Here is an 18838-nt window from a genome sequence, read left to right on the forward strand (position 1 = left end):
AATCTTGCCGTTTACAGCTTGAAGCGTGCGGCGGCTTTCAGTGTCCTCCGGCGCAAGTCGGCGAGGCCGGGGCTGCGTCGATTTTCGCCCACTCTTCAGGCGTGTAGGTATGCAGCGCCAGCGCATGAAACTCGCTCATCAGGTCACCCAGGGTGGCGTAGACCTTCTGGTGGCGCTTGACGCGGTTGAGCCCCTCGAACTGCGGGCTGACCAGCACGGCCTTGAAATGGGTCTGCAACCCACGGCTGTGCATATGGCTTTCGTCCAGCACGCTCAAGTGGTCGTTGCCCAGGGCGGCAAGTGCCGTTTCGATACGCTGTTGCATGGTCATTCCTGCTTACTTCTTCTTGGCCGGTGCGGCGGCTTTTGGCGTCAGCTCGTTGGTCATGTCTTCCAACAGCTTGTTCACCACCGGCACGGCGCTTTCCAGCTTGGCCTGGGTCATCTGGGCCGATTGCTGGGTCAGTTGCGGCATTTTTTCCAGCACTTTCTTGCCCAATGGCGACTGGTAGAAAGCAACCAGGTCCTTGAGTTCGGACTCGCTGAAATTGCTGGTGTAGAGCTTGACCATGTCAGGCTTGAGTTTTGGCCAGCCGATGGCCTGGTCCAGGGCGGCGTTGGCCTTGGCCTGGTAGCTGTCCAGTACGGACTGCTTGGCGGCAGGCGCCTTGGTCTGTTCGAAACGCTGGGCGAACATTTGCTGCACTTGCATGTACACCGGGGTACCCAGCTTGTCAGCATGGGCCAGGGTAAGGAAGGCTTCGGCACTGGCGTTGTGGCTGGCGGTATCGGCAAAGACTTGGCCGCTGGCGCAAACCAGAGCAACCGCGGTACAGATGGCACGAAGACGAGTCATCGAGTTTCCTTTTCTAGCAGGCGAGGTAAGACCCCAAGGGCGCCCATTCTGCGCCTAAAAAACGCCATGGCTCAACCCCACCCCTTGTCGGGCCTGGATTTGCGGCACTCAATCCGATGAAAAGTCTTTTAGGGGAACCCCCAGGGCCCATCACAGCCTAAACTGCGCAAACGAACCTGAAGGAGTGTGCCCGATGAGCCGTATCGAAACCGACAGCCTGGGAGAAGTCCACGTCCCGGATGACGCTTACTGGGGCGCGCAGACCCAACGCTCGCTGGTGAATTTTGCCATTGGCGAGCAACGCATGCCCCTGGCGGTACTGCACGCCCTGGCCTTGGTCAAGAAGGCTGCGGCACGGGTCAACGACCGCAATGGCGACCTGCCCGCCGACATCGCCCGCCTGATCGAGCAGGCCGCCGACGAAGTATTGGCCGGTCAACATGATGACCAGTTCCCCCTGGTGGTCTGGCAGACCGGCAGTGGCACCCAGAGCAATATGAACGCCAACGAAGTGATCGCCGGCCGCGCCAACGAGCTGGCGGGCAACCCGCGCGGCGGCAAGAGCCCGGTGCACCCCAACGATCATGTCAACCGTTCCCAGAGTTCCAATGACTGCTTCCCCACGGCCATGAGCATCGCCGCCGTGCAGGCCGTGCATCAACAGCTGCTCCCCGCGATTGCGACCCTCTCCGGCGGGCTGGCGGAGCAGGCGGCCAAGCATATGAAGCTGGTGAAAACCGGGCGCACCCACATGATGGATGCCACGCCGATCACCTTTGGCCAGGAACTCTCGGCCTTTATCGCCCAACTCGATTACGCTGAACGCGCCGTACGCGCAGCCCTGCCCGCCGTGTGCGAGCTGGCCCAGGGCGGCACCGCCGTAGGTACCGGGCTCAACGCGCCCCACGGATTTGGCGAAGCGATTGCTGCCGAACTGGCGGCGCTGTCGGGCTTGCCGTTCGTCACCGCACCGAACAAATTCGCCGCCCTCTCCGGCCACGAGCCGCTGGTGACGCTGCACGGCGCGCTGAAAACCCTGGCCGTGGCCTTGATGAAAATCGCCAACGACCTGCGCCTGCTCGGCTCCGGTCCGCGCGCCGGCTTGGCGGAAGTGAAGTTACCAGCCAACGAACCGGGCAGTTCGATCATGCCGGGCAAGGTCAACCCCACCCAGTGCGAAGCCCTGTCGATGCTGGCCTGCCAGGTCCTGGGCAATGACGTGACCATCGGCATTGCCGCCAGCCAGGGGCACTTGCAGTTGAACGTGTACAAGCCGGTGATCATCCACAACCTGCTGGAATCGATCCGCCTGCTCGCCGACGGCTGCAACAACTTCCAGGAACACTGCGTGGCAGGCCTTGAACCCGACGCCCAGCAGATGGCCGCGCATCTGGAGCGGGGGTTGATGCTGGTGACGGCACTCAATCCGCACATCGGCTACGACAAGTCCGCAGAGATCGCCAAGAAGGCCTACGCGCAAGGGTTGACCCTGCGGGAGGCGGCGCTTGACCTGGGGTACCTCACCGAGGCGGAATTCGACCAGTGGGTACGCCCGGAAGACATGCTGGGCGCCTAGGGCGCCATGCGTAACCGCCGGGCCTTCAGCCCGGCGAGCAACGACGGCGCCAGCGCCACGGTCGCCGAGCCCAGCACCACCACCAACGCCCCGGTATACCCCAGGGCGTTGATGTCTTCGGCCTGTACATACGCCGGCCATAGCCACGCCGCCAAAGCCACCGCCACAAAAGTCACCAGAGGCGTGAGCGACAGCGTCGCACTGACCCGCGAGGCTTCCCAGTGGGCGAGCGCTTCGGCAAAGGCGCCGTAGGCCACTAGCGTATTCATGCAGCACGCCAGCAACAGCCAGCCTTGCAGCGGGCTCAGGTCCAGTGCTTCCAGGGGATGTGCCCAGGGCGTAAGCAGCGCGGCGCACGACAGGTAGATCACCATCATCACTTGCAGCGAATTCCACACCGTCAGCAATTGCTTCTGGCCTAGCGCGTAGAACACCCAAATAGTGGTGGCGAGCAGGATGGTCAGCACGCCTGCGGTGTAGGCGCCGAGCGAGGTGAGCATTTCGTCCAGGCGCTGGTTGAAGAACAGGCCAAACCCGATGATCAATACCACCAGGCCCAAGCCCTGGCCCAGGCTGAAGCGCTCCTTGAACACGAACACACTGGCGATCATCAAGAAGATCGGCCCCATCTGCACCACCAACTGCGCAGTGCCGGGGCTGAGCATTTTCAGGCCCACCAGGTACAACACGTAATTGCCCACCAGGCCGCACACCGCCATCCCCACCAGCCACCCACCCTTGGGGCCCAGCACTTTGCGGCTGGGCAAGCGCCTGGTGAGCGCCAAGTAGATGAACAGGCAACCGCCGGCCACCGTCAGGCGAAACCAGGTGACGGTGATCGGGTCCATCACCTGCAGCACCTGCTTGAGTTTGATCGGCAGAATACCCCAGAGAAACGCGGTCAGCAGGGTCAGGAGAAAGCCGTAGACCCAGCGGCCGGAAGAGATGTGCATGAGTGCCCCAGAAGCCAGAGGAAGTGGAACCGGCATTCTAGGGGCAAGCGAATGGATTGGGCTATGACGCGGTTCAAATGTGGGAGCGGGCTTGCTCGCGAATGCGGCGTGTCAGTATCGGATGTGCTGACTGATACACCGTATTCGCGAGCAAGCCCGCTCCCACACTTTCTGATCCGGTTTCTTCAGTGAGATTTACCGCACAGCTTCGAAAAGCCCCGTGGCGCCCATGCCGCCGCCCACGCACATGGTGACGATGCCATAGCGCAGATTGCGCCGCTGCAACTCACGCACCAGGTGCCCCACCTGCCTCGAACCGGTCATGCCAAAGGGATGCCCAATGGAGATCGAACCGCCGTTGACGTTGTATTTGGCATTGTCGATTTCCAAGCGATTGCGCGCATACAGGCACTGGGAGGCGAACGCCTCGTTGAGCTCCCACAGGTCAATGTCTGCCACCTGCAAGCCCTTGGCCTTGAGCAGCTTGGGCACCGAAAATACCGGGCCAATGCCCATCTCGTCGGGCTCGCAGCCGGCCACGGTAAACCCGCGGAAAAACGCCTTGGGCTTGAGGCCCAGTGCCAGGGCTTTTTCCAGGCTCATCACCAGGGTCATCGAGGCACCGTCGGAGAGCTGTGAGGAGTTACCTGCCGTCACCGAACCGTCTTCGGCGAACACGGGTTTCAAGCCTTGCAGACTGGCCAGGGTGGTGTCCGGGCGATTGCAGTCATCACGGTCGACCACGCCTTCGAGCACCTGCACCTCACCCGTGTGCTTGTCCTCGACCTTGTAAGTGACGCTCATCGGCACGATTTCATCGTTGAACAAACCGTCGGCCTGGGCCTGGGCGGTGCGCTGCTGGCTTTGCAGGGCATACAGGTCCTGCTCTTGGCGGCTGACGTTGTAGCGACGCGCAACGATCTCGGCGGTCTGGCCCATGGGGAAGTAGATGCCCGGCACCTGCTCTCTGAGCAACGGGTTGATCAGGTTGTCGGTGTTGACGCTTTTGAGGGTCAGGCTGATGGATTCGACGCCGCCGGCGACGATGATGTCGCTGCACCCCGAGGCAATCTGGTTGGCGGCGATGGCAATCGCCTGCAAGCCCGAAGAGCAGAAACGGTTGAGGGTCATACCCGCGGTGCCAGTGCCTAATTGGGAGAGCACCGCCACGTTGCGGCCGATGTTGTAGCCCTGGGCACCTTCGTTGGAGCCGGCGCCGACGATGCAATCTTCCACCGTGGCCGGGTCAATGCCATTGCGGGTGAGCAGCGCATTGACGCAATGAGCGGCCATGTCATCCGGACGGGTCTGGTTGAACTTGCCGCGAAAGGATTTGGCCAGGCCGGTTCGCACGCTGTCGACGATCACTACTTCACGCATGGGCTACCTCGATCTTGTGGTTGTTGGATCGAGCATAGATCCAGCCCTGCGCAACCGCGACGATCATTCACCCGGCGTATACAAAAGCATGGCCAGCGTGCTCTGCCTGCGGTGAGCAGGCTTGTTCACCAGAACAAGCCAGGCGCTATTTCTTTTTCTTTTTGTCGTGCTTGTCGGACTTGGCGAACGCCTCTTCCAGCGCCAGGTTGATGGTGCGCAACACCTTGACCCGCGCCCAGCGCTTGTCGTTGGCTTCCACCAAGGTCCAGGGTGCGACTTCGGTGCTGGTGCGGTCGACCATATCGCCCACGGCAGCCCGGTAGTCGTCCCATTTTTCGCGGTTGCGCCAGTCGTCTTCGGTGATCTTGAAGCGCTTGAACGGAATCTCTTCGCGGGCCTGGAAGCGTTCCAACTGGGTCTGTTTGTCGATGGCCAGCCAGAACTTGACCACGATCACGCCCGCGTCGCGCAGTTGCTCTTCGAAGTCATTGATCTCGCCATAGGCACGCATCCAGTCCGCCGTGGTGCAGAAGCCCTCGATGCGCTCCACCAGCACGCGGCCATACCAGGAGCGATCAAACACGGTGAATTTGCCGCGCGCCGGGATTTTCTGCCAGAAGCGCCAGAGGTAAGGCTGCGCACGCTCGTCTTCGGTGGGCGCCGCGATCGGCACGATATGGTACTGACGCGGGTCAAGGGCCGCAGCCAACCGCCGGATAGCACCGCCTTTGCCCGCCGCATCGTTGCCTTCAAATACCGTCACCAGGGCGTGCTTGCGCATGCGTTTGTCGCGCATCAAGCCGGAAAACCGCGCCTGCTCGGTGATCAGTTGTTCTTCGTAATCGTCCTTGTCCAGGCGCAGCGTCATGTCGAGGCTGTTGAGCAGGCTCATCTGGTCGACCGCAGAGGGCAACGGCGCCGGGTTCATGCCACTGGCCTTGCCCTTGCGCAGTTCCAGGGCATTTTGCAGGCCTTCGAGCAGGATCTTGCCCACGGTGAGGCTGCGATAGTTGCTGTCGACACCCTCGATCACATGCCACGGTGCGTAGTCACGGCTGGTGCGCCGTAGAACGCGTTCGCCAAAGTGCACGAACTTGTCGTAGGTCTGGGACTGCTGCCAGTCCAGCGGGCTGATGCGCCAGCTGTGCAGCGGGTCATCGGCCAATGCCTTGAGCCGCGCTTTCATCTGCTTCTTGGACAGGTGGAACCAGAACTTGAAGATCAGTGCGCCTTCGTCGCAAAGCATTTTTTCCAGGCGTTCGGCGCCGGCGATGGCCTGGTCCAGACGGGCGTCCTTAATCTGCCCATGCACGCGGCCTTGCAGCATCTGGCTGTACCAGTTACCGAAAAAGATGCCCATGCGCCCTTTGGCCGGCAGTTGGCGCCAGTAGCGCCAGGCCGGTGGTCGCGCCAGTTCTTCGTCGGTCTGCTGGTCGAAGGTGCGCACTTCGATCAGGCGCGGGTCCATCCATTCATTCAGCAGCTTGACGGTCTCGCCCTTGCCGGCGCCTTCGATGCCGTTGATGAGGATGATCACCGGGAAGCGCTTTTGCTGTTGCAGTTCGTACTGCACTTCCAGCAGGGCTTCACGCAGGGCGGGCACTTCGGCTTCGAAGGTGTCTTTGTCGATGGCGTGACCGATTTCGGCGGATTCGAACATGGGCAGCTCCGTTTCAAGATGGATCAAGACTAGCGGATTGGGCAACGCCGTGCGGGAGGAAATTCCACCGCCGCTTGCCATGGGTCAATTCAAAGCCTGTTGATCGGCTAGAATGGCGGCCTTGTCTTTACCGAGCCGCCCATGAACCCCGTAATCCACGCCCAGCTCGACTGGGATGACCAAGGTCGCCCGCATTCGCGGGTGTTCGACGATGTGTACTTTTCCGACCAGTCGGGCCTTGATGAAACCCGCTATGTGTTCCTGGAACAGAACCGTTTGCAGGAACGCTTTGCCGCCCTGCCGGTGGGCGGCAGGCTGGTGATTGGCGAGACCGGCTTCGGCACTGGCTTGAATTTTCTCTGCGCCTGGCAGCTCTTCGAGCAACACGCGGTGGCCGGTGCGCGGCTGCATTTTGTCAGTGTGGAAAAGTACCCGCTGAGCCATGCCGACCTGCACCGCGCCCTCGCCCTCTGGCCCGAACTGGCGCCCTTCGCCGAGCAACTGCTGGCGCAGTACATCGCCATCCACCAAGGCTTCCAACGCCTGGTGCTGGACAACGGCCGCGTGACGCTGACCCTGTTGATCGGCGACGCCCTCGAGCAGTTACCGCAACTGGACGCGCAGGTCGATGCGTGGTTTCTCGACGGCTTCGCCCCGGCGAAAAACCCCGACATGTGGACCGCCGAGCTGTTCGCCCAACTGGCACGCCTGGCGGCACCCGGCTCGACCATCAGTACCTTTACCAGCACCGGCTGGGTACGCCGGCTGATCAACGCCGCCGGGTTCAAGATGAAACGTACCCCGGGCATCGGCCACAAATGGGAGATCCTGCGTGGCGAGTTTCTCGGTTGGCCGGTCGAAACGCCGCCACCGGCCCCAGGCAAACCGTGGTTCGCCCGCCCAGCGCCCCTGCAGGGTGAGCGCAGCGCGCTGGTGATCGGCGGCGGCCTCGCCGGCTGCGCCACGGCGGCCAGCCTCGCGGCACGCGGCTGGAACGTCAAACTGCTGGAGCGCCATGGCGCCCTGGCCCAGGAAGCCTCGGGCAACCCGCAGGGCGTGCTGTACCTCAAGCTGTCCGCTCATGGCACGGCGCTTTCCCAGCTGATTCTCAGCGGCTTCGGCCACACTCGGCGCCTGCTGGAGCACCTGCACCGGGGCGTCGACTGGGACGGTTGCGGCGTGCTGCAACTGGCGTTCAATGCCAAGGAGGCCGAACGTCAGGCGCAGTTGGCCGAAGCGTTCGCGCCAGGCCTGCTGCACCCGTTGGATACCGCTCAGGCCCAGGCGCGCGCGGGCGTGGCATTGGCCCATGGCGGGCTGTTTTACCCCGAGGGCGGCTGGGTGCATCCGCCAGCCCTGTGCGAATGGCAGGCGCGGCACCCGTTGATCGAGGTTCTGCCCCATCACGAAGCCCTTGAGTTGCGACGCGTTGACGGTCAATGGCAAGCCCTGGCCGGCGATCACCTGCTGGCCAGCGCCCGTGTCGTGGTGCTGGCCGGTGCCGCCGAGGTCAAGCGCTTTGCGTTCAGTGCCGACCTGCCGCTCAAGCGTATCCGCGGGCAAATCACCCGGTTGGCGCAAACCCCGGCCAGCCAGGCGCTGGCTACCGTGGTGTGCGCCGAGGGCTACGTTGCCCCGGCGCGCCTGGGAGAGCACACCCTGGGCGCCAGCTTCGACTTCAAGAACGATGACCTCACGCCTACCGCCACCGAACACGCGGGCAACCTGGACATGCTGCGGGAAATCTCCGCCGACCTGGCCCTGCGCCTGGGTGCCGACACATTGGCCCCCGGAGACCTTGAAGGCCGCGCTGCATTCCGCTGCACCAGCCCCGACTACCTGCCGATTGTCGGGCCGCTGGCCGAACGCGATGCGTTCGACGAGGCCTATGCGATTCTGCGCAAGGACGCCCGCCACGTGCCAACGGCCCCCTGTCCCTGGCTCGATGGCGTCTACATCAACAGCGGCCATGGCTCACGGGGCCTGGTGACCGCGCCGCTGTGTGCCGAACTGCTGGCAGCCTGGCTGGAAGCCGAACCCTTGCCCTTGCCCAGCAGCGTGGCCGAGGCTTGCCACCCCAATCGCTTTGCCTTGCGCGCGCTGATTCGCAGCAACGCCGGCAAGCCCTAGACCAGGCTGAATCACGGGATCACACAGGGTGACAGATCTCCGAGCCTCAGCGCCTCCTTGGTCAGGCGCTCGGATTCGCCCTTATGCGCCGCCTGCTGCTCGCGCAGGATCTGGTTCATCTGGTCAAGGTAGTCGACGTCGTTCAGCGCGGTGCTTTTTTCAAACACAGCCTGCAGGCGTTGGTCAAAGGGCTCGTTCAACGCCTCGAACGATCGGCTGAATGTGAGTTTCAAGTGACGGTCCCATAACGGCAGCTCCACCAGGTAGTTCAAGAGCTTGGGTGAGCGCTCCGCCGCCCGGAGTTGTTCTTCGGCACTGTTCAGCGCTTCCAGCGTGACGCCTCCCAGGCGCGCAAAACGCATATGCCGGGGCTGACCCGGCAAATGAAACTTGCTGGCCAGCCCTGTCCGGTAGGCCAGGCTGACTTCCAGCGGATCGGCCTCCGGGTGCTCCTGACTGTGCGTGCGGGCGTAGCTGTCCAACTGGTCCAGACGAAACAGGCCCTTGGCCAACTTCAGCAGTGGCTTGGCGGTCAGCTTGCCACCTTCGACCCCTTTGGCGGCCTCGTGGATCTCCACCAGCACCTCAAGGTTGCTGAAATTCAGTGCCGCACTGTCATCGCAATTGAGGGGAGTGGCCGCCCGGTCAAAGATCTCATGGCGTAGCTGCGTGTCATGCCCGGCGGCCTCCAGCACCCTCCAGACACGCCGCTCCAGGTCCTCACGCACCAGTTGAGCATCACCAGTGCCGCCCAGTTCGGCCAATAACCCGAACAGGCTCTCGGACTCTGGCTCATGCTTGAGCCCTGTCCAAACGATCTCCTTTTGCGAGTACCGCGCAACCCCGCTATCGGCCAACCATAGTTCCCGGGCCTTCTGCTCGTTGAGGCGAGCGATGTCATCTTCCAGGAAGCCCATGCCTACGCCGGTCCGGCTCCGGTAGTCGGCGAGTGTCTTTCGGCTGGCTTCATCCAGCGGGTTGTGCCGCAGGTTGATGGCTTCAGCCACCGGACGTGGCGCGGTGGACAACCAGCCGGGCAAGGCCAGGATATCGTTGTCGCGCAGGTCGAGGTACTGCAGGTAGGGCAGGCGCGACACCCCACCGGGAAACGCGCGCAGACGACAATGACGCACCATCAGCTCACGCAACTCGAACAGGTGACCGATGGCAGGCGGGTCGGTCAACGGGTTGTTGCTCAGGCTCAATACCTGCAGGCCTCGCAGGTCAGCCAGCTTGGCGCGGGTGTGTTCGGTGAGTTGCAGGTGGTTGTCGTTGAGGTACAGGCGTTTGAGCGCGGGCATCTGTGACAGTACCTCCGGCAGGCGTGTCACCTCGTTACTGCGCAGTTCCAAAGCCTCAAGCTGCTTGAAGTGCTTGAGAAAATAGGCCACGTCATCGTCGAGCCCCATTCTGTTCAACGACAACTGCCGGACATGGGCAAAGTTGACCTGCGCCGGTAATGTGGGCAATCGACCCACGACCAGGCCATCGAGTACCAGGCTTGGGACCTTTACCCCGTCGGCATCGGGCAACAGCAGCATCTGTTTCCAGCCCTCCTCGATGGCCTGCATCGCCTGGTGACGGCCCAAGCGGTAATCTGCCTGGGGCTGAGGGAGACCGCCGAAGGACGTCTTGTCACTGCGCCACACCTTGAGCGCCCGATGCAGGGCCTCGAACTGTCGCTCCAACGCCTCCACGGACTGGGCGCGCGCCAGGTGATCGGGGCCTTGCCGGTCCAGGAACGTCGCCACCTGGCGCTCGTCAAAACCGGGATACAGCCGGTGGACCTTGCGCACCAGCGCCGCCGGGTGCCGCGTCGAGCGCACCATGGCCTGGACGCACGGCACCGGCGCCGGCTCAGGGAGTGCACGCTCGGGCCACAGATAGCGTGACAGCACGTGGCGTTCTTCCTCGGCGCACGCCTGGATCGCGTCGCGTAACCGACTGGCGTGCTCTGCCCCCGATAGGTTCAGTGCAGCCAATTGCGCAGGCGACAAAGTGGCGAGCAGCGCCTGGTAAAACCCTTCTGGGCCTGACGCCTTTTCGCCCAGTGGCGCACCTTTATCGTCGAACGCCTGGACCCCATCGCCGGTCTCGACCAGTGTGCGCCGCCACCGTGCATGCTGGCTGCCAGAGGTGCCGATCAGGTTGCCGATCACACTGTCCCGGCGTACCTGCACTTGCATATCCCGCGGCCACCCGGCGACTTTCGCCAGCAGGTTGACGGCCAGCCGTCGCGAGGGGGCGGCCGCCAGCTCCGGCAGGTACAGGCCGATCAACGCCTGATCTTCTTCCTGCATGACCAACGCTTCGCGTACCCGTTGTGCGAGCGGCAGCGGCACGCGTCGGGTGCTGCGCAGTTGCCGGCGATGCACGGTTGACGTCTTGGACAGTAATTCCCAGGCGATGCGATTGGGCAAGTGCGGGAAATGCGCCTTGAGCAACCCGTGGTCTGAATGGGTAATGCCATCCGCTGCTTCGTACAGCTGCTGGAACACCTCTCGGTGGGTACGCTTGAGCGAGGCCAGCAACTGGCGCGCCAGCACCGCGCCCTGCTCATCGGGTGGTACCGAGCTCCCCAGCAGGGTGTAGGTCTCGTCCGGCGGCAGGACGTCGAGCAGGGTCGCCATGACTTCGCCGTCTTTGAGCGCCTGTTCAGTGATGTGGATGCTCAAGTGTCCAGGGTCGAACGGTACGGTGCCCGGGTAACGTTCGAGCAGCGCCCCTTGGCTGTCCAGCACCTCGAAAAACCGTCCCTGCGGCCATCCCGGCATCAGCGGCAACGCCAGCAACTGGACGCGCGCTGTGTTTGCATCCGGCCGTGGCTGATGTTCCAGCTGCCAGGTCAGATCGCGGACTTGCTGGTTCAGGGCGAAACGCGCCACGCAGTCGTTGAAGCGCTCCGGCAGCGGCCTGTTTTGCAGGGCCAGGGCGTGCAGCCGGGAGGGGCGCATGTCGACAATGCTCGCCACGTGTTTCAATTGCTCGGGGGCCAGCGCGGCCAGGCGCGGGTTGAGCCGAGTGAGGATGTAGGATGGGCTGCCCCACTCCTGGGTGTGTTCGAACGCAAACCGCCAGCCGCCCTGGCGGTTGTGCAGCAGGCGTGGACAATAGGCCGTGGGACGCGTCGGATGAAGGACGTGCCAGTAACCCGACCGCTCATCGTAGGCCACCGAATACACCACCCCCTTGATCCTGACATATGAATGACCGCCGGCCTGGTAGATCCCACGGCTATTGGCAACCGTCAGGGCGTCGACATCCAGCGTCCGGCCGTATGGCTTCAGCCGCCGACGCCACAAGCGAGGCGCCGCATCAGGCATCTGCACGGCTTCGACCGCCTCGAAGAACTCCGCGGGATTGGACTTGTAGGCCCTGAACACCTTGCCCGCCACCTTCACACCGTCCGCGAACAGGGCCATGGCCGCCAGGTTTTCGGCCACATTGACCAAATGTTCAAGGCCCTCGGCCTGGTCGCTATGGGTCCATTCATCCACCCCCTCGAAGACCTCGGCGAGCATCTCGCCGACGGCGACGCCGATCATCAATTGCCCAAGCACCGGCACCACCAGGCCGGCGATGTTCAACATATTCAGGCCCGCCTCCAGATAGCCTTGTAGGCGTTTCTGGCGCACCTCGTCATCCACTTGCGCCGTCGGTACGGCCAATGCAACGGCGTCCAGTTGGATCTTGCGGGTCAGGGCGCCGAAGAAGAACTGCTCCAGGCTGGCGTCCACCACCACGGGCTCGACGCGTTCCAGTGTCCTGTGTTTGTCAAAACGCTGGAAAAAACCGAACCGCTCGGCCTCATCCAGATAGCGAGTGAAAAAAGTGCGATAGGCCGGCACCTGAAGCTTGAGCGTCAGGTAGGCGGTCAGATCGCCTAGCGTGGGGTATTCATACCACGGGCGCCCGGGCTCGCCTGGCATGTACACCAGCAAGGGCCCATCAGCAAAGCCGTGCGTGGAGACATGGCCGAACACCAGCACGCTCCACAGGCATGCCCCGTGCACATTCATCCCTTGCCAGGCCAGCGGCTTTTCATGGAACACCACATGCTGCAGGTTTCGGGCGGGCACGCGGGCATTGAGCAGGAGGGCCTGCAACGCGGTATGGCCGGACTCACTGATATCCCCCTTGCCATGGGCGATCTGCAAGTCGATGTGCATGTCCTTGATCTTGCACTGGCCGACCTCGCCGACCACCGGATTGTAGGCCCGTTCAGCGCCGCCCTCGTCGTCACTCGCCGTGAGGTTGAACACCTCACGCAGGTGCCGTTGATAGGCCTCGCCCAGGTCCAGTTCGCGGCAGTACCGCGCAAAGGCTCCAGCGCTCAGCGTCGACACGTCCTGGCCTGCCTCACCCGTTCGAATCACCGCGCCTGCGGGCAGCCCCCCCGCCTCGGCCTGGTCCAGGGTAAAATTCTGCATGGCCGCCTGCAGCAGGTTGTGCTTGTCCAAGGACATCGTCCGCAGCCGTAAGCCGCTGCCGACGGTCAACCCGGCGAACTGCCGCTTGGGCAACTCCAGCCAGTCACGTTCGACGTCCAGGTCAGCATGCCCCTTCGCCGCCAGGAGTGCGTTGAGTCGCCCGGCACAAAATGACCTGAGGGGTGTTACACGGCGCAACAGGCTCGCGGCCCGCTCGCGGGGTTGAAGGCTGCTGGCATTCGCCGCTTCGAGCGCCTGACGCGTTTGTGCAGTGGCACTCACCAGCCATGGGGGCAGCGTGTGCTGCAGCACCTTGGCCTTGTCCAGGTCGCCGGTGATTTCCAGCAGTGCAGCGGTTATTTGCGCCTGAGTGACAGGCGCAGCGGCCTGGCTTACAGCCGGGTTTCGGGTCATCGGCAACAGTCCTTATTGCGTTGGATAATGACCCGGACAATAACGCCCACGCCGGCGATGAAGGGTTCAAATAGGCGGTCGATAACACGGCGCATCCCCCCACTTTTTGCATCCGTTATTGACCTATCTACCGACCGTAGACGGGCGCCCCCGTCGCACGCGACGTGGCTTGCGGCCACTCAAGGCCCTTTGCCTTATAACGTATTGTTCTAAAACTCCCACAATCAGCCCGGGTCAGTCTCTGGGTACCCGCCATTTTGGCGAGGTCCCTTTTTTGTCCCTCCCCAACGGAAAAACCGGTAAGGAATCTATGTGCGGATTAGCTGGCGAGTTACGTTTCGATCATCAACCTGCCGACCTGGCAGCGGTGGAACGAATCACCCATCATTTGGCACCACGCGGTCCTGACGCGTGGGGCTTCCATGCCCAAGGGCCGATTGCCCTGGGCCATCGACGCTTGAAAATCATGGACCTGTCCGACGGTTCGGCCCAACCGATGGTCGACGCCCAATTGGGGCTGTCCCTGGCGTTCAACGGCGCGATCTACAATTTCCCGGAGTTGCGTGAAGAGCTGGAAGCCCTGGGCTACGCCTTCTATTCCGGTGGCGACACCGAAGTGCTGCTCAAGGGTTATCACGCCTGGGGCGAAGCGCTGCTGCCCAAGCTCAACGGCATGTTTGCCTTTGCCATCTGGGAGCGCGATGCCCAGCGCGTGTTCATCGCCCGTGACCGGCTCGGCGTGAAGCCGCTGTACCTGTCGCGCACCGGCAAGCGCCTGCGCTTTGCTTCGGCGTTACCAGCGTTGCTCAAGGGCGGCGACATCAACCCGATCCTCGACCCGGTGGCGCTCAATCATTACCTGAACTTCCATGCGGTGGTGCCTGCGCCACGCACACTGTTGGCGGGTATCGAGAAACTGCCACCGGCCACCTGGATGCGCATCGACGCTGAGGGCAATACCGAGCAGAAAACCTGGTGGACCCTGCCCTACGGCCCCCATGACGATGAAAAGAACCTGACCCTGGAAGACTGGACCGACCGCGTGCTCGACAGCACCCGCGAAGCCGTGGCGATCCGTCAACGCGCGGCCGTGGATGTAGGCGTGTTGCTGTCGGGCGGTGTGGATTCGAGCATGCTCGTCGGCCTGCTGCGCGAAGTCGGCGTGCAGGATCTGTCGACCTTCTCCATCGGCTTTGAAGACGCCGGTGGCGAGGCCGGCAACGAGTTCCAGTACTCGGACCTGATCGCCAAGCACTACGGCACGCGTCACCACCAATTGCGCATCGCCGAAAGCGAGATCATCGAGCAACTGCCGGCCGCCTTCCGCGCCATGAGCGAGCCGATGGTCAGCCACGACTGCATCGCGTTCTACCTGCTGTCGCGGGAAGTGGCCAAGCACTGCAAGGTGGTGCAGAGCGGCCAGGGCGCCGATGAACTGTTCGCCGGTTACCACTGGTACCCACAAGTCGACGGCGCCAGCGACCCGTATGCCGCCTACCGCGAGGCTTTTTTCGACCGCAGCTATGACGACTACGCCGCCACCGTTGCACCGAAATGGCTGACCGCCAACGATGCCGCCGGTGACTTCGTGCGCGAGCATTTCGCCATGCCCGGTGCCGACGCAGCGGTGGATAAAGCGCTGCGCCTGGACAGCACGGTGATGCTGGTGGATGACCCGGTCAAACGCGTCGATAACATGACCATGGCCTGGGGCCTTGAAGCGCGTACGCCGTTCCTCGACTACCGCCTGGTTGAACTGTCGGCCCGCGTACCGGGCCAGTTCAAATTGCCCGACGGCGGCAAGCAGGTGCTGAAGGAAGCCGCGCGCCGCGTGATCCCGAGCGAAGTCATTGACCGCAAGAAAGGTTACTTCCCCGTGCCGGGCCTCAAGCATTTGCAGGGCGACACATTGAACTGGGTGCGCGAACTGTTGCTGGACCCCAGCCAGGACCGCGGCCTGTTCAACCCCGCCATGCTCGACCGCTTGCTCACCGACCCGCAAGGCCAACTGACCCCGCTGCGCGGCTCCAAGCTGTGGCAACTGGCGGCGCTGAACCTGTGGCTCAGCGAACAAGGAATCTGATTGATGAAACCCCATGCAGCGGCCTACAGCCAACGCTTGCTCAAAGGCCAGGCGCCGACCTATGAGCGCCTGCAAGCCCGCCTGGCGGAAGACGGCAGCCCCTTGGCCGCCGAGCCGATTGCCGTGCATTGCGGTTGGGGCCGGTTGCTGATCGGGCATACCTTCCCCGACCCGGCGACCCTGGCCCAGGAACTGCTGAATGAGCAACCCGGCGAGCGCGATATCGCGCTCTACGTGGCGGCGCCGCAACAGATCCTGGGCATCGATCCCCAGCAGCTGTTCCTCGACCCGTCCGACACCCTGCGCCTGTGGTTCAGCGACTATCGCCCTGCCACCCGGGTGTTCCGCGGTTTTCGCATTCGTCGGGTGCAGTCCGAAGCCGATTGGCAGGCGGTCAACCACCTGTATCAAGGGCGCGGCATGTTGCCGGTCGACGCCGAACGCCTCACGCCTCGTCATGAAGGCGGCCCGGTGTATTGGCTGGCGGAAGATGAAGACAGCGGCGCGGTGATCGGCAGCGTGATGGGCCTCAACCACCAGAAGGCGTTTCACGACCCGGAAAATGGTTGCAGCCTGTGGTGCCTGGCGGTCGACCCGCAATGCACACGCCCCGGTGTGGGCGAGGTGCTGGTGCGCCATCTGGTTGAACACTTCATGAGCCGTGGCCTGAGTTACCTTGACCTGTCGGTGCTGCACGATAACCGCCAGGCCAAGAACCTTTACGCCAAGCTCGGTTTTCGCGCCTTGACCACGTTTGCGATCAAGCGCAAGAACGGTATCAACCAACCGCTGTTCCTCGGCCCCGGCCCGCAGGCGGGGTTCAATCCGTATGCACGGATCATCGTCGAAGAGGCCCATCGACGCGGCATCGATGTGCAGGTGGATGACGCCGATGCAGGCCTGTTCACCCTCAGTCATGGCGGGCGCCGTGTGCGTTGCCGTGAGTCGTTGAGCGACCTGACCAGCGCCATCAGCATGACCTTGTGCCAGGACAAGAGCCTGACCCACAAAGTGCTCAAGGCAGCCGGTTTGAAACTGCCGGCGCAGCAACTGGCGGGCAGCGCCGATGACAACCTGGAGTTCCTCGACGAGCACCAGCGCATCGTGGTCAAGCCGCTGGATGGCGAGCAAGGCCAGGGCGTGGCGGTGGATCTGCAGAGCATTGAAGACGTGCAGCGGGCGATCGAGGCAGCGCGCCAGTTCGACAGCCGTGTACTGCTGGAGAGCTTTCACGAAGGCCTCGACCTGCGCATCCTGGTGATCGGCTTCGAGGTCGTGGCTGCCGCGATCCGCCGCCCGGCGGAGGTGACCGGTGACGGCCAGCATTCCATCGGCGCGCTGATCGAAGCCCAGAGCCGCCGTCGCCAGGCCGCTACCGACGGAGAAAGCAAAATCCCGCTGGATGGCGAGACCGAACGTACCTTGAAGGCCGCCGGCTACGACTACAGCAGCATCCTGCCCCGTGGCCAGACCCTCGCCGTGCGCCGCACCGCCAACCTGCACACCGGCGGTTGCCTGGAAGACGTTACCGCCATCCTGCACCCCACGCTGGTGGACGCCGCCGTGCGCGCCGCCCGCGCCTTGGACATCCCCATGGTAGGCCTGGACCTGATGGTGCCGGCCGCCGATCAACCCGAGTATGTGTTTATCGAAGCCAACGAACGGGCCGGCCTGGCCAATCATGAACCGCAGCCTACGGCTGAGCGGTTTGTGGATTTGTTGTTTCCTCACAGTTAACCGACCGCTCGAGCGATGGGCTGGCTGTTCCGGCCTCATCGCGGGCACGCCCGCTCCCACATTGGAATGCGCTGAACCTGGGAGCGGACGTACCCGCGATGAATCCCGGATGGCACCCCATCTTCACGCGTAATCAGGAGTCTTTATGAGCCGAACCATCCCCGAACCGGACCTGAACTACCTGCAAAAAGTGCTGCTGGAAATGCTCGCCATTCCCAGCCCCACCGGATTTACCGACACCATCGTGCGTTATGTCGCCGAGCGCCTGGGAGAACTGGGCATTCCCTTTGAAATGACCCGGCGCGGGACCATCCGCGCCACCCTCAAGGGCCAGAAAAACAGCCCCGACCGTGCGGTGTCCGCGCACCTGGACACCATCGGCGCAGCGGTTCGCGCGATCAAGGACAACGGTCGCTTGAGCCTCGCGCCAGTGGGCTGCTGGTCGAGCCGCTTCGCCGAAGGCAGCCGCGTCAGCCTGTTTACCGACAACGGCGTGATCCGTGGCAGTGTGCTGCCATTGATGGCTTCCGGGCATGCGTTCAATACCGCCGTGGATGAAATGCCCGTGAGTTGGGACCATGTGGAATTGCGCCTGGATGCCTACTGCGCTACCCGTGCCGATTGTGATTCGCTGGGGATTGGTATCGGTGACTATGTGGCCTTCGACCCGCTGCCGGAATTCACCGAGAGCGGGCACATCAGCGCCCGTCATCTGGACGACAAGGCCGGCGTCGCCGCCCTGCTCGCGGCGCTCAAGGCGATTGTCGACAGCGGCGAGCCCTTGCTGATCGACTGCCACCCGCTGTTCACCATCACCGAGGAAACCGGCAGTGGCGCCGCCGCCGCCCTGCCCTGGGATGTCAGCGAGTTTGTCGGCATCGACATTGCCCCCGTCGCCCCCGGCCAGCACTCCAGTGAACACGCGGTGAGCGTGGCCATGCAGGATTCCGGCGGGCCGTATGACTATCACCTGTCGCGGCATTTGCTGCGCCTGGCGTCTGACCATGACTTGCCGGTGCGCCGCGACCTGTTCCGCTATTACTTCAGCGACGCGCACTCGGCGGTGACCGCCGGCCACGACATCCGCACCGCCTTGCTGGCGTTTGGCTGTGATGCGACCCACGGGTACGAGCGTACGCACATCGACAGCCTGGCGGCACTGAGCCGCCTGTTGGGCGCCTACATTCTCAGCCCACCGGTGTTCGCCAGTGATGCGCAGCCGGCGCAGGGTTCCCTGGATCGGTTCAGTCACCAGATCGAGCATGAGACGCAGATGGAGAGCGACACACGGGTGCCGTCGGTGGACAGCCTGGTAGGCAACAAGTCCTGAAACTGGCAACTCCGGTCCCGGCGCAGTAGGATCGCCGGGATCCATCACCCGAGGCTTGTATGCTGATTCCCCACGATGCACTTGAAGTCGACACCCTGACCCGTCTGATCGAAGACTTCGTCACCCGTGACGGCACCGACAATGGCGACGACACGCCGCTGGAAACCCGCGTACTGCGCGTGCGCCAGGCGCTGACCAAGGGCCAGGCGCTGATTGTGTTCGACCCGGAAAGCGAGCAATGCCAGTTGATGCTCAAGCACGACGTGCCCAAGCACCTGTTCGACTGACA

At 63.3% G+C, this 18838-nt stretch carries 12 protein-coding genes; 6 read left to right on the forward strand and 6 right to left on the reverse strand.

Translation table 11 applies throughout. The features are described 5' to 3' along the window. Positions 1 to 37: 37 nt before the first annotated feature. Together ATH90_RS19795 and ATH90_RS19800 are read right to left on the reverse strand one after the other, a co-directional pair. Positions 38 to 331 carry a BolA family protein gene (locus ATH90_RS19795; RefSeq protein WP_098467139.1) on the reverse strand — a complete coding sequence of 98 codons (294 nt, stop codon included), beginning with the start codon at positions 329 to 331 and terminating at the stop codon, positions 38 to 40. 6 nt (positions 332 to 337) lie between these two features. Further along, complete coding sequence (locus ATH90_RS19800; RefSeq protein ID WP_010567461.1) at positions 338 to 856, reverse strand: DUF2059 domain-containing protein; 519 nt, start codon at positions 854 to 856, stop codon at positions 338 to 340. Positions 857 to 1049: 193 nt separating this feature from the next. Here ATH90_RS19800 and ATH90_RS19805 point away from each other — a divergent pair, with 193 nt between their 5' ends. Beyond that, a complete protein-coding gene (locus ATH90_RS19805; protein WP_034107761.1) occupies positions 1050 to 2432 on the forward strand; it encodes a class II fumarate hydratase in 1383 nt (460 codons plus the stop codon). On the opposite strand, the gene ATH90_RS19810 is transcribed toward ATH90_RS19805, so the two are convergent. The 3 genes from ATH90_RS19810 to pap all read right to left on the reverse strand — a co-directional run bounded on the left by ATH90_RS19810 (position 2429) and on the right by pap (position 6425). Next, positions 2429 to 3385: a DMT family transporter gene (locus tag ATH90_RS19810; RefSeq protein WP_098467140.1), complete on the reverse strand. Its 957-nt coding sequence runs from the start codon at positions 3383 to 3385 to the stop codon at positions 2429 to 2431. The two genes, ATH90_RS19805 and ATH90_RS19810, sit on opposite strands and share 4 nt — an antisense overlap. Before the next feature lie 195 nt (positions 3386 to 3580). Then, a complete protein-coding gene (locus tag ATH90_RS19815; RefSeq protein WP_034107766.1) occupies positions 3581 to 4765 on the reverse strand; it encodes a thiolase family protein in 1185 nt (394 codons plus the stop codon). Between the two features lie 145 nt (positions 4766 to 4910). Further along, positions 4911 to 6425, reverse strand: a complete 1515-nt coding sequence (gene pap, locus ATH90_RS19820; RefSeq protein WP_098467141.1) for a polyphosphate:AMP phosphotransferase — start codon at positions 6423 to 6425, stop codon at positions 4911 to 4913. A gap of 141 nt (positions 6426 to 6566) precedes the next feature. Here pap and mnmC point away from each other — a divergent pair, with 141 nt between their 5' ends. Further along, complete coding sequence (gene mnmC, locus ATH90_RS19825; protein ID WP_098467142.1) at positions 6567 to 8555, forward strand: bifunctional tRNA (5-methylaminomethyl-2-thiouridine)(34)-methyltransferase MnmC2/FAD-dependent 5-carboxymethylaminomethyl-2-thiouridine(34) oxidoreductase MnmC1; 1989 nt, start codon at positions 6567 to 6569, stop codon at positions 8553 to 8555. A gap of 11 nt (positions 8556 to 8566) precedes the next feature. On the opposite strand, the gene ATH90_RS19830 is transcribed toward mnmC, so the two are convergent. After that, the gene (locus ATH90_RS19830) at positions 8567 to 13399 is read right to left on the reverse strand and encodes an NEL-type E3 ubiquitin ligase domain-containing protein (RefSeq protein WP_244906000.1); all 4833 of its coding nucleotides are present in this window, start codon (positions 13397 to 13399) and stop codon (positions 8567 to 8569) included. Between the two features lie 310 nt (positions 13400 to 13709). On the opposite strand from ATH90_RS19830, the gene ATH90_RS19835 reads away from it, so the two are divergent. The 4 genes from ATH90_RS19835 (at position 13710) to ATH90_RS19850 (ending at position 18836) form a co-directional block, all read left to right on the forward strand. Beyond that, positions 13710 to 15482 (forward strand): N-acetylglutaminylglutamine amidotransferase, encoded by a 1773-nt coding sequence (locus tag ATH90_RS19835; protein ID WP_034107774.1) that lies wholly within the window; start codon positions 13710 to 13712, stop codon positions 15480 to 15482. A gap of 3 nt (positions 15483 to 15485) precedes the next feature. Next, positions 15486 to 17219 carry an N-acetylglutaminylglutamine synthetase gene (ngg, locus tag ATH90_RS19840; protein ID WP_034107776.1) on the forward strand — a complete coding sequence of 578 codons (1734 nt, stop codon included), beginning with the start codon at positions 15486 to 15488 and terminating at the stop codon, positions 17217 to 17219. Between the two features lie 145 nt (positions 17220 to 17364). Further along, complete coding sequence (locus ATH90_RS19845; RefSeq protein WP_098467143.1) at positions 17365 to 18549, forward strand: osmoprotectant NAGGN system M42 family peptidase; 1185 nt, start codon at positions 17365 to 17367, stop codon at positions 18547 to 18549. A gap of 59 nt (positions 18550 to 18608) precedes the next feature. Beyond that, positions 18609 to 18836: a YheU family protein gene (locus tag ATH90_RS19850; RefSeq protein ID WP_003172962.1), complete on the forward strand. Its 228-nt coding sequence runs from the start codon at positions 18609 to 18611 to the stop codon at positions 18834 to 18836. Positions 18837 to 18838 lie beyond the last annotated feature (2 nt).

Origin of the sequence: Pseudomonas lurida, assembly GCF_002563895.1 — a bacterium.
In the GTDB taxonomy this organism is placed as follows: domain Bacteria; phylum Pseudomonadota; class Gammaproteobacteria; order Pseudomonadales; family Pseudomonadaceae; genus Aquipseudomonas; species Aquipseudomonas lurida.

Bases quoted from the DNA above. Each gene is read 5' to 3' on its own strand.
- ATH90_RS19795 (WP_098467139.1), bottom strand. From the start codon at position 331: ATGACCATGCAACAGCGTATCGAAACGGCACTTGCCGCCCTGGGCAAC.
- ATH90_RS19800 (WP_010567461.1), bottom strand. From the start codon at position 856: ATGACTCGTCTTCGTGCCATCTGTACCGCGGTTGCTCTGGTTTGCGCC.
- ATH90_RS19805 (WP_034107761.1), top strand. From the start codon at position 1,050: ATGAGCCGTATCGAAACCGACAGCCTGGGAGAAGTCCACGTCCCGGAT.
- ATH90_RS19810 (WP_098467140.1), bottom strand. From the start codon at position 3,385: ATGCACATCTCTTCCGGCCGCTGGGTCTACGGCTTTCTCCTGACCCTG.
- ATH90_RS19815 (WP_034107766.1), bottom strand. From the start codon at position 4,765: ATGCGTGAAGTAGTGATCGTCGACAGCGTGCGAACCGGCCTGGCCAAA.
- pap (WP_098467141.1), bottom strand. From the start codon at position 6,425: ATGTTCGAATCCGCCGAAATCGGTCACGCCATCGACAAAGACACCTTC.
- mnmC (WP_098467142.1), top strand. From the start codon at position 6,567: ATGAACCCCGTAATCCACGCCCAGCTCGACTGGGATGACCAAGGTCGC.
- ATH90_RS19830 (WP_244906000.1), bottom strand. From the start codon at position 13,399: ATGACCCGAAACCCGGCTGTAAGCCAGGCCGCTGCGCCTGTCACTCAG.
- ATH90_RS19835 (WP_034107774.1), top strand. From the start codon at position 13,710: ATGTGCGGATTAGCTGGCGAGTTACGTTTCGATCATCAACCTGCCGAC.
- ngg (WP_034107776.1), top strand. From the start codon at position 15,486: ATGAAACCCCATGCAGCGGCCTACAGCCAACGCTTGCTCAAAGGCCAG.
- ATH90_RS19845 (WP_098467143.1), top strand. From the start codon at position 17,365: ATGAGCCGAACCATCCCCGAACCGGACCTGAACTACCTGCAAAAAGTG.
- ATH90_RS19850 (WP_003172962.1), top strand. From the start codon at position 18,609: ATGCTGATTCCCCACGATGCACTTGAAGTCGACACCCTGACCCGTCTG.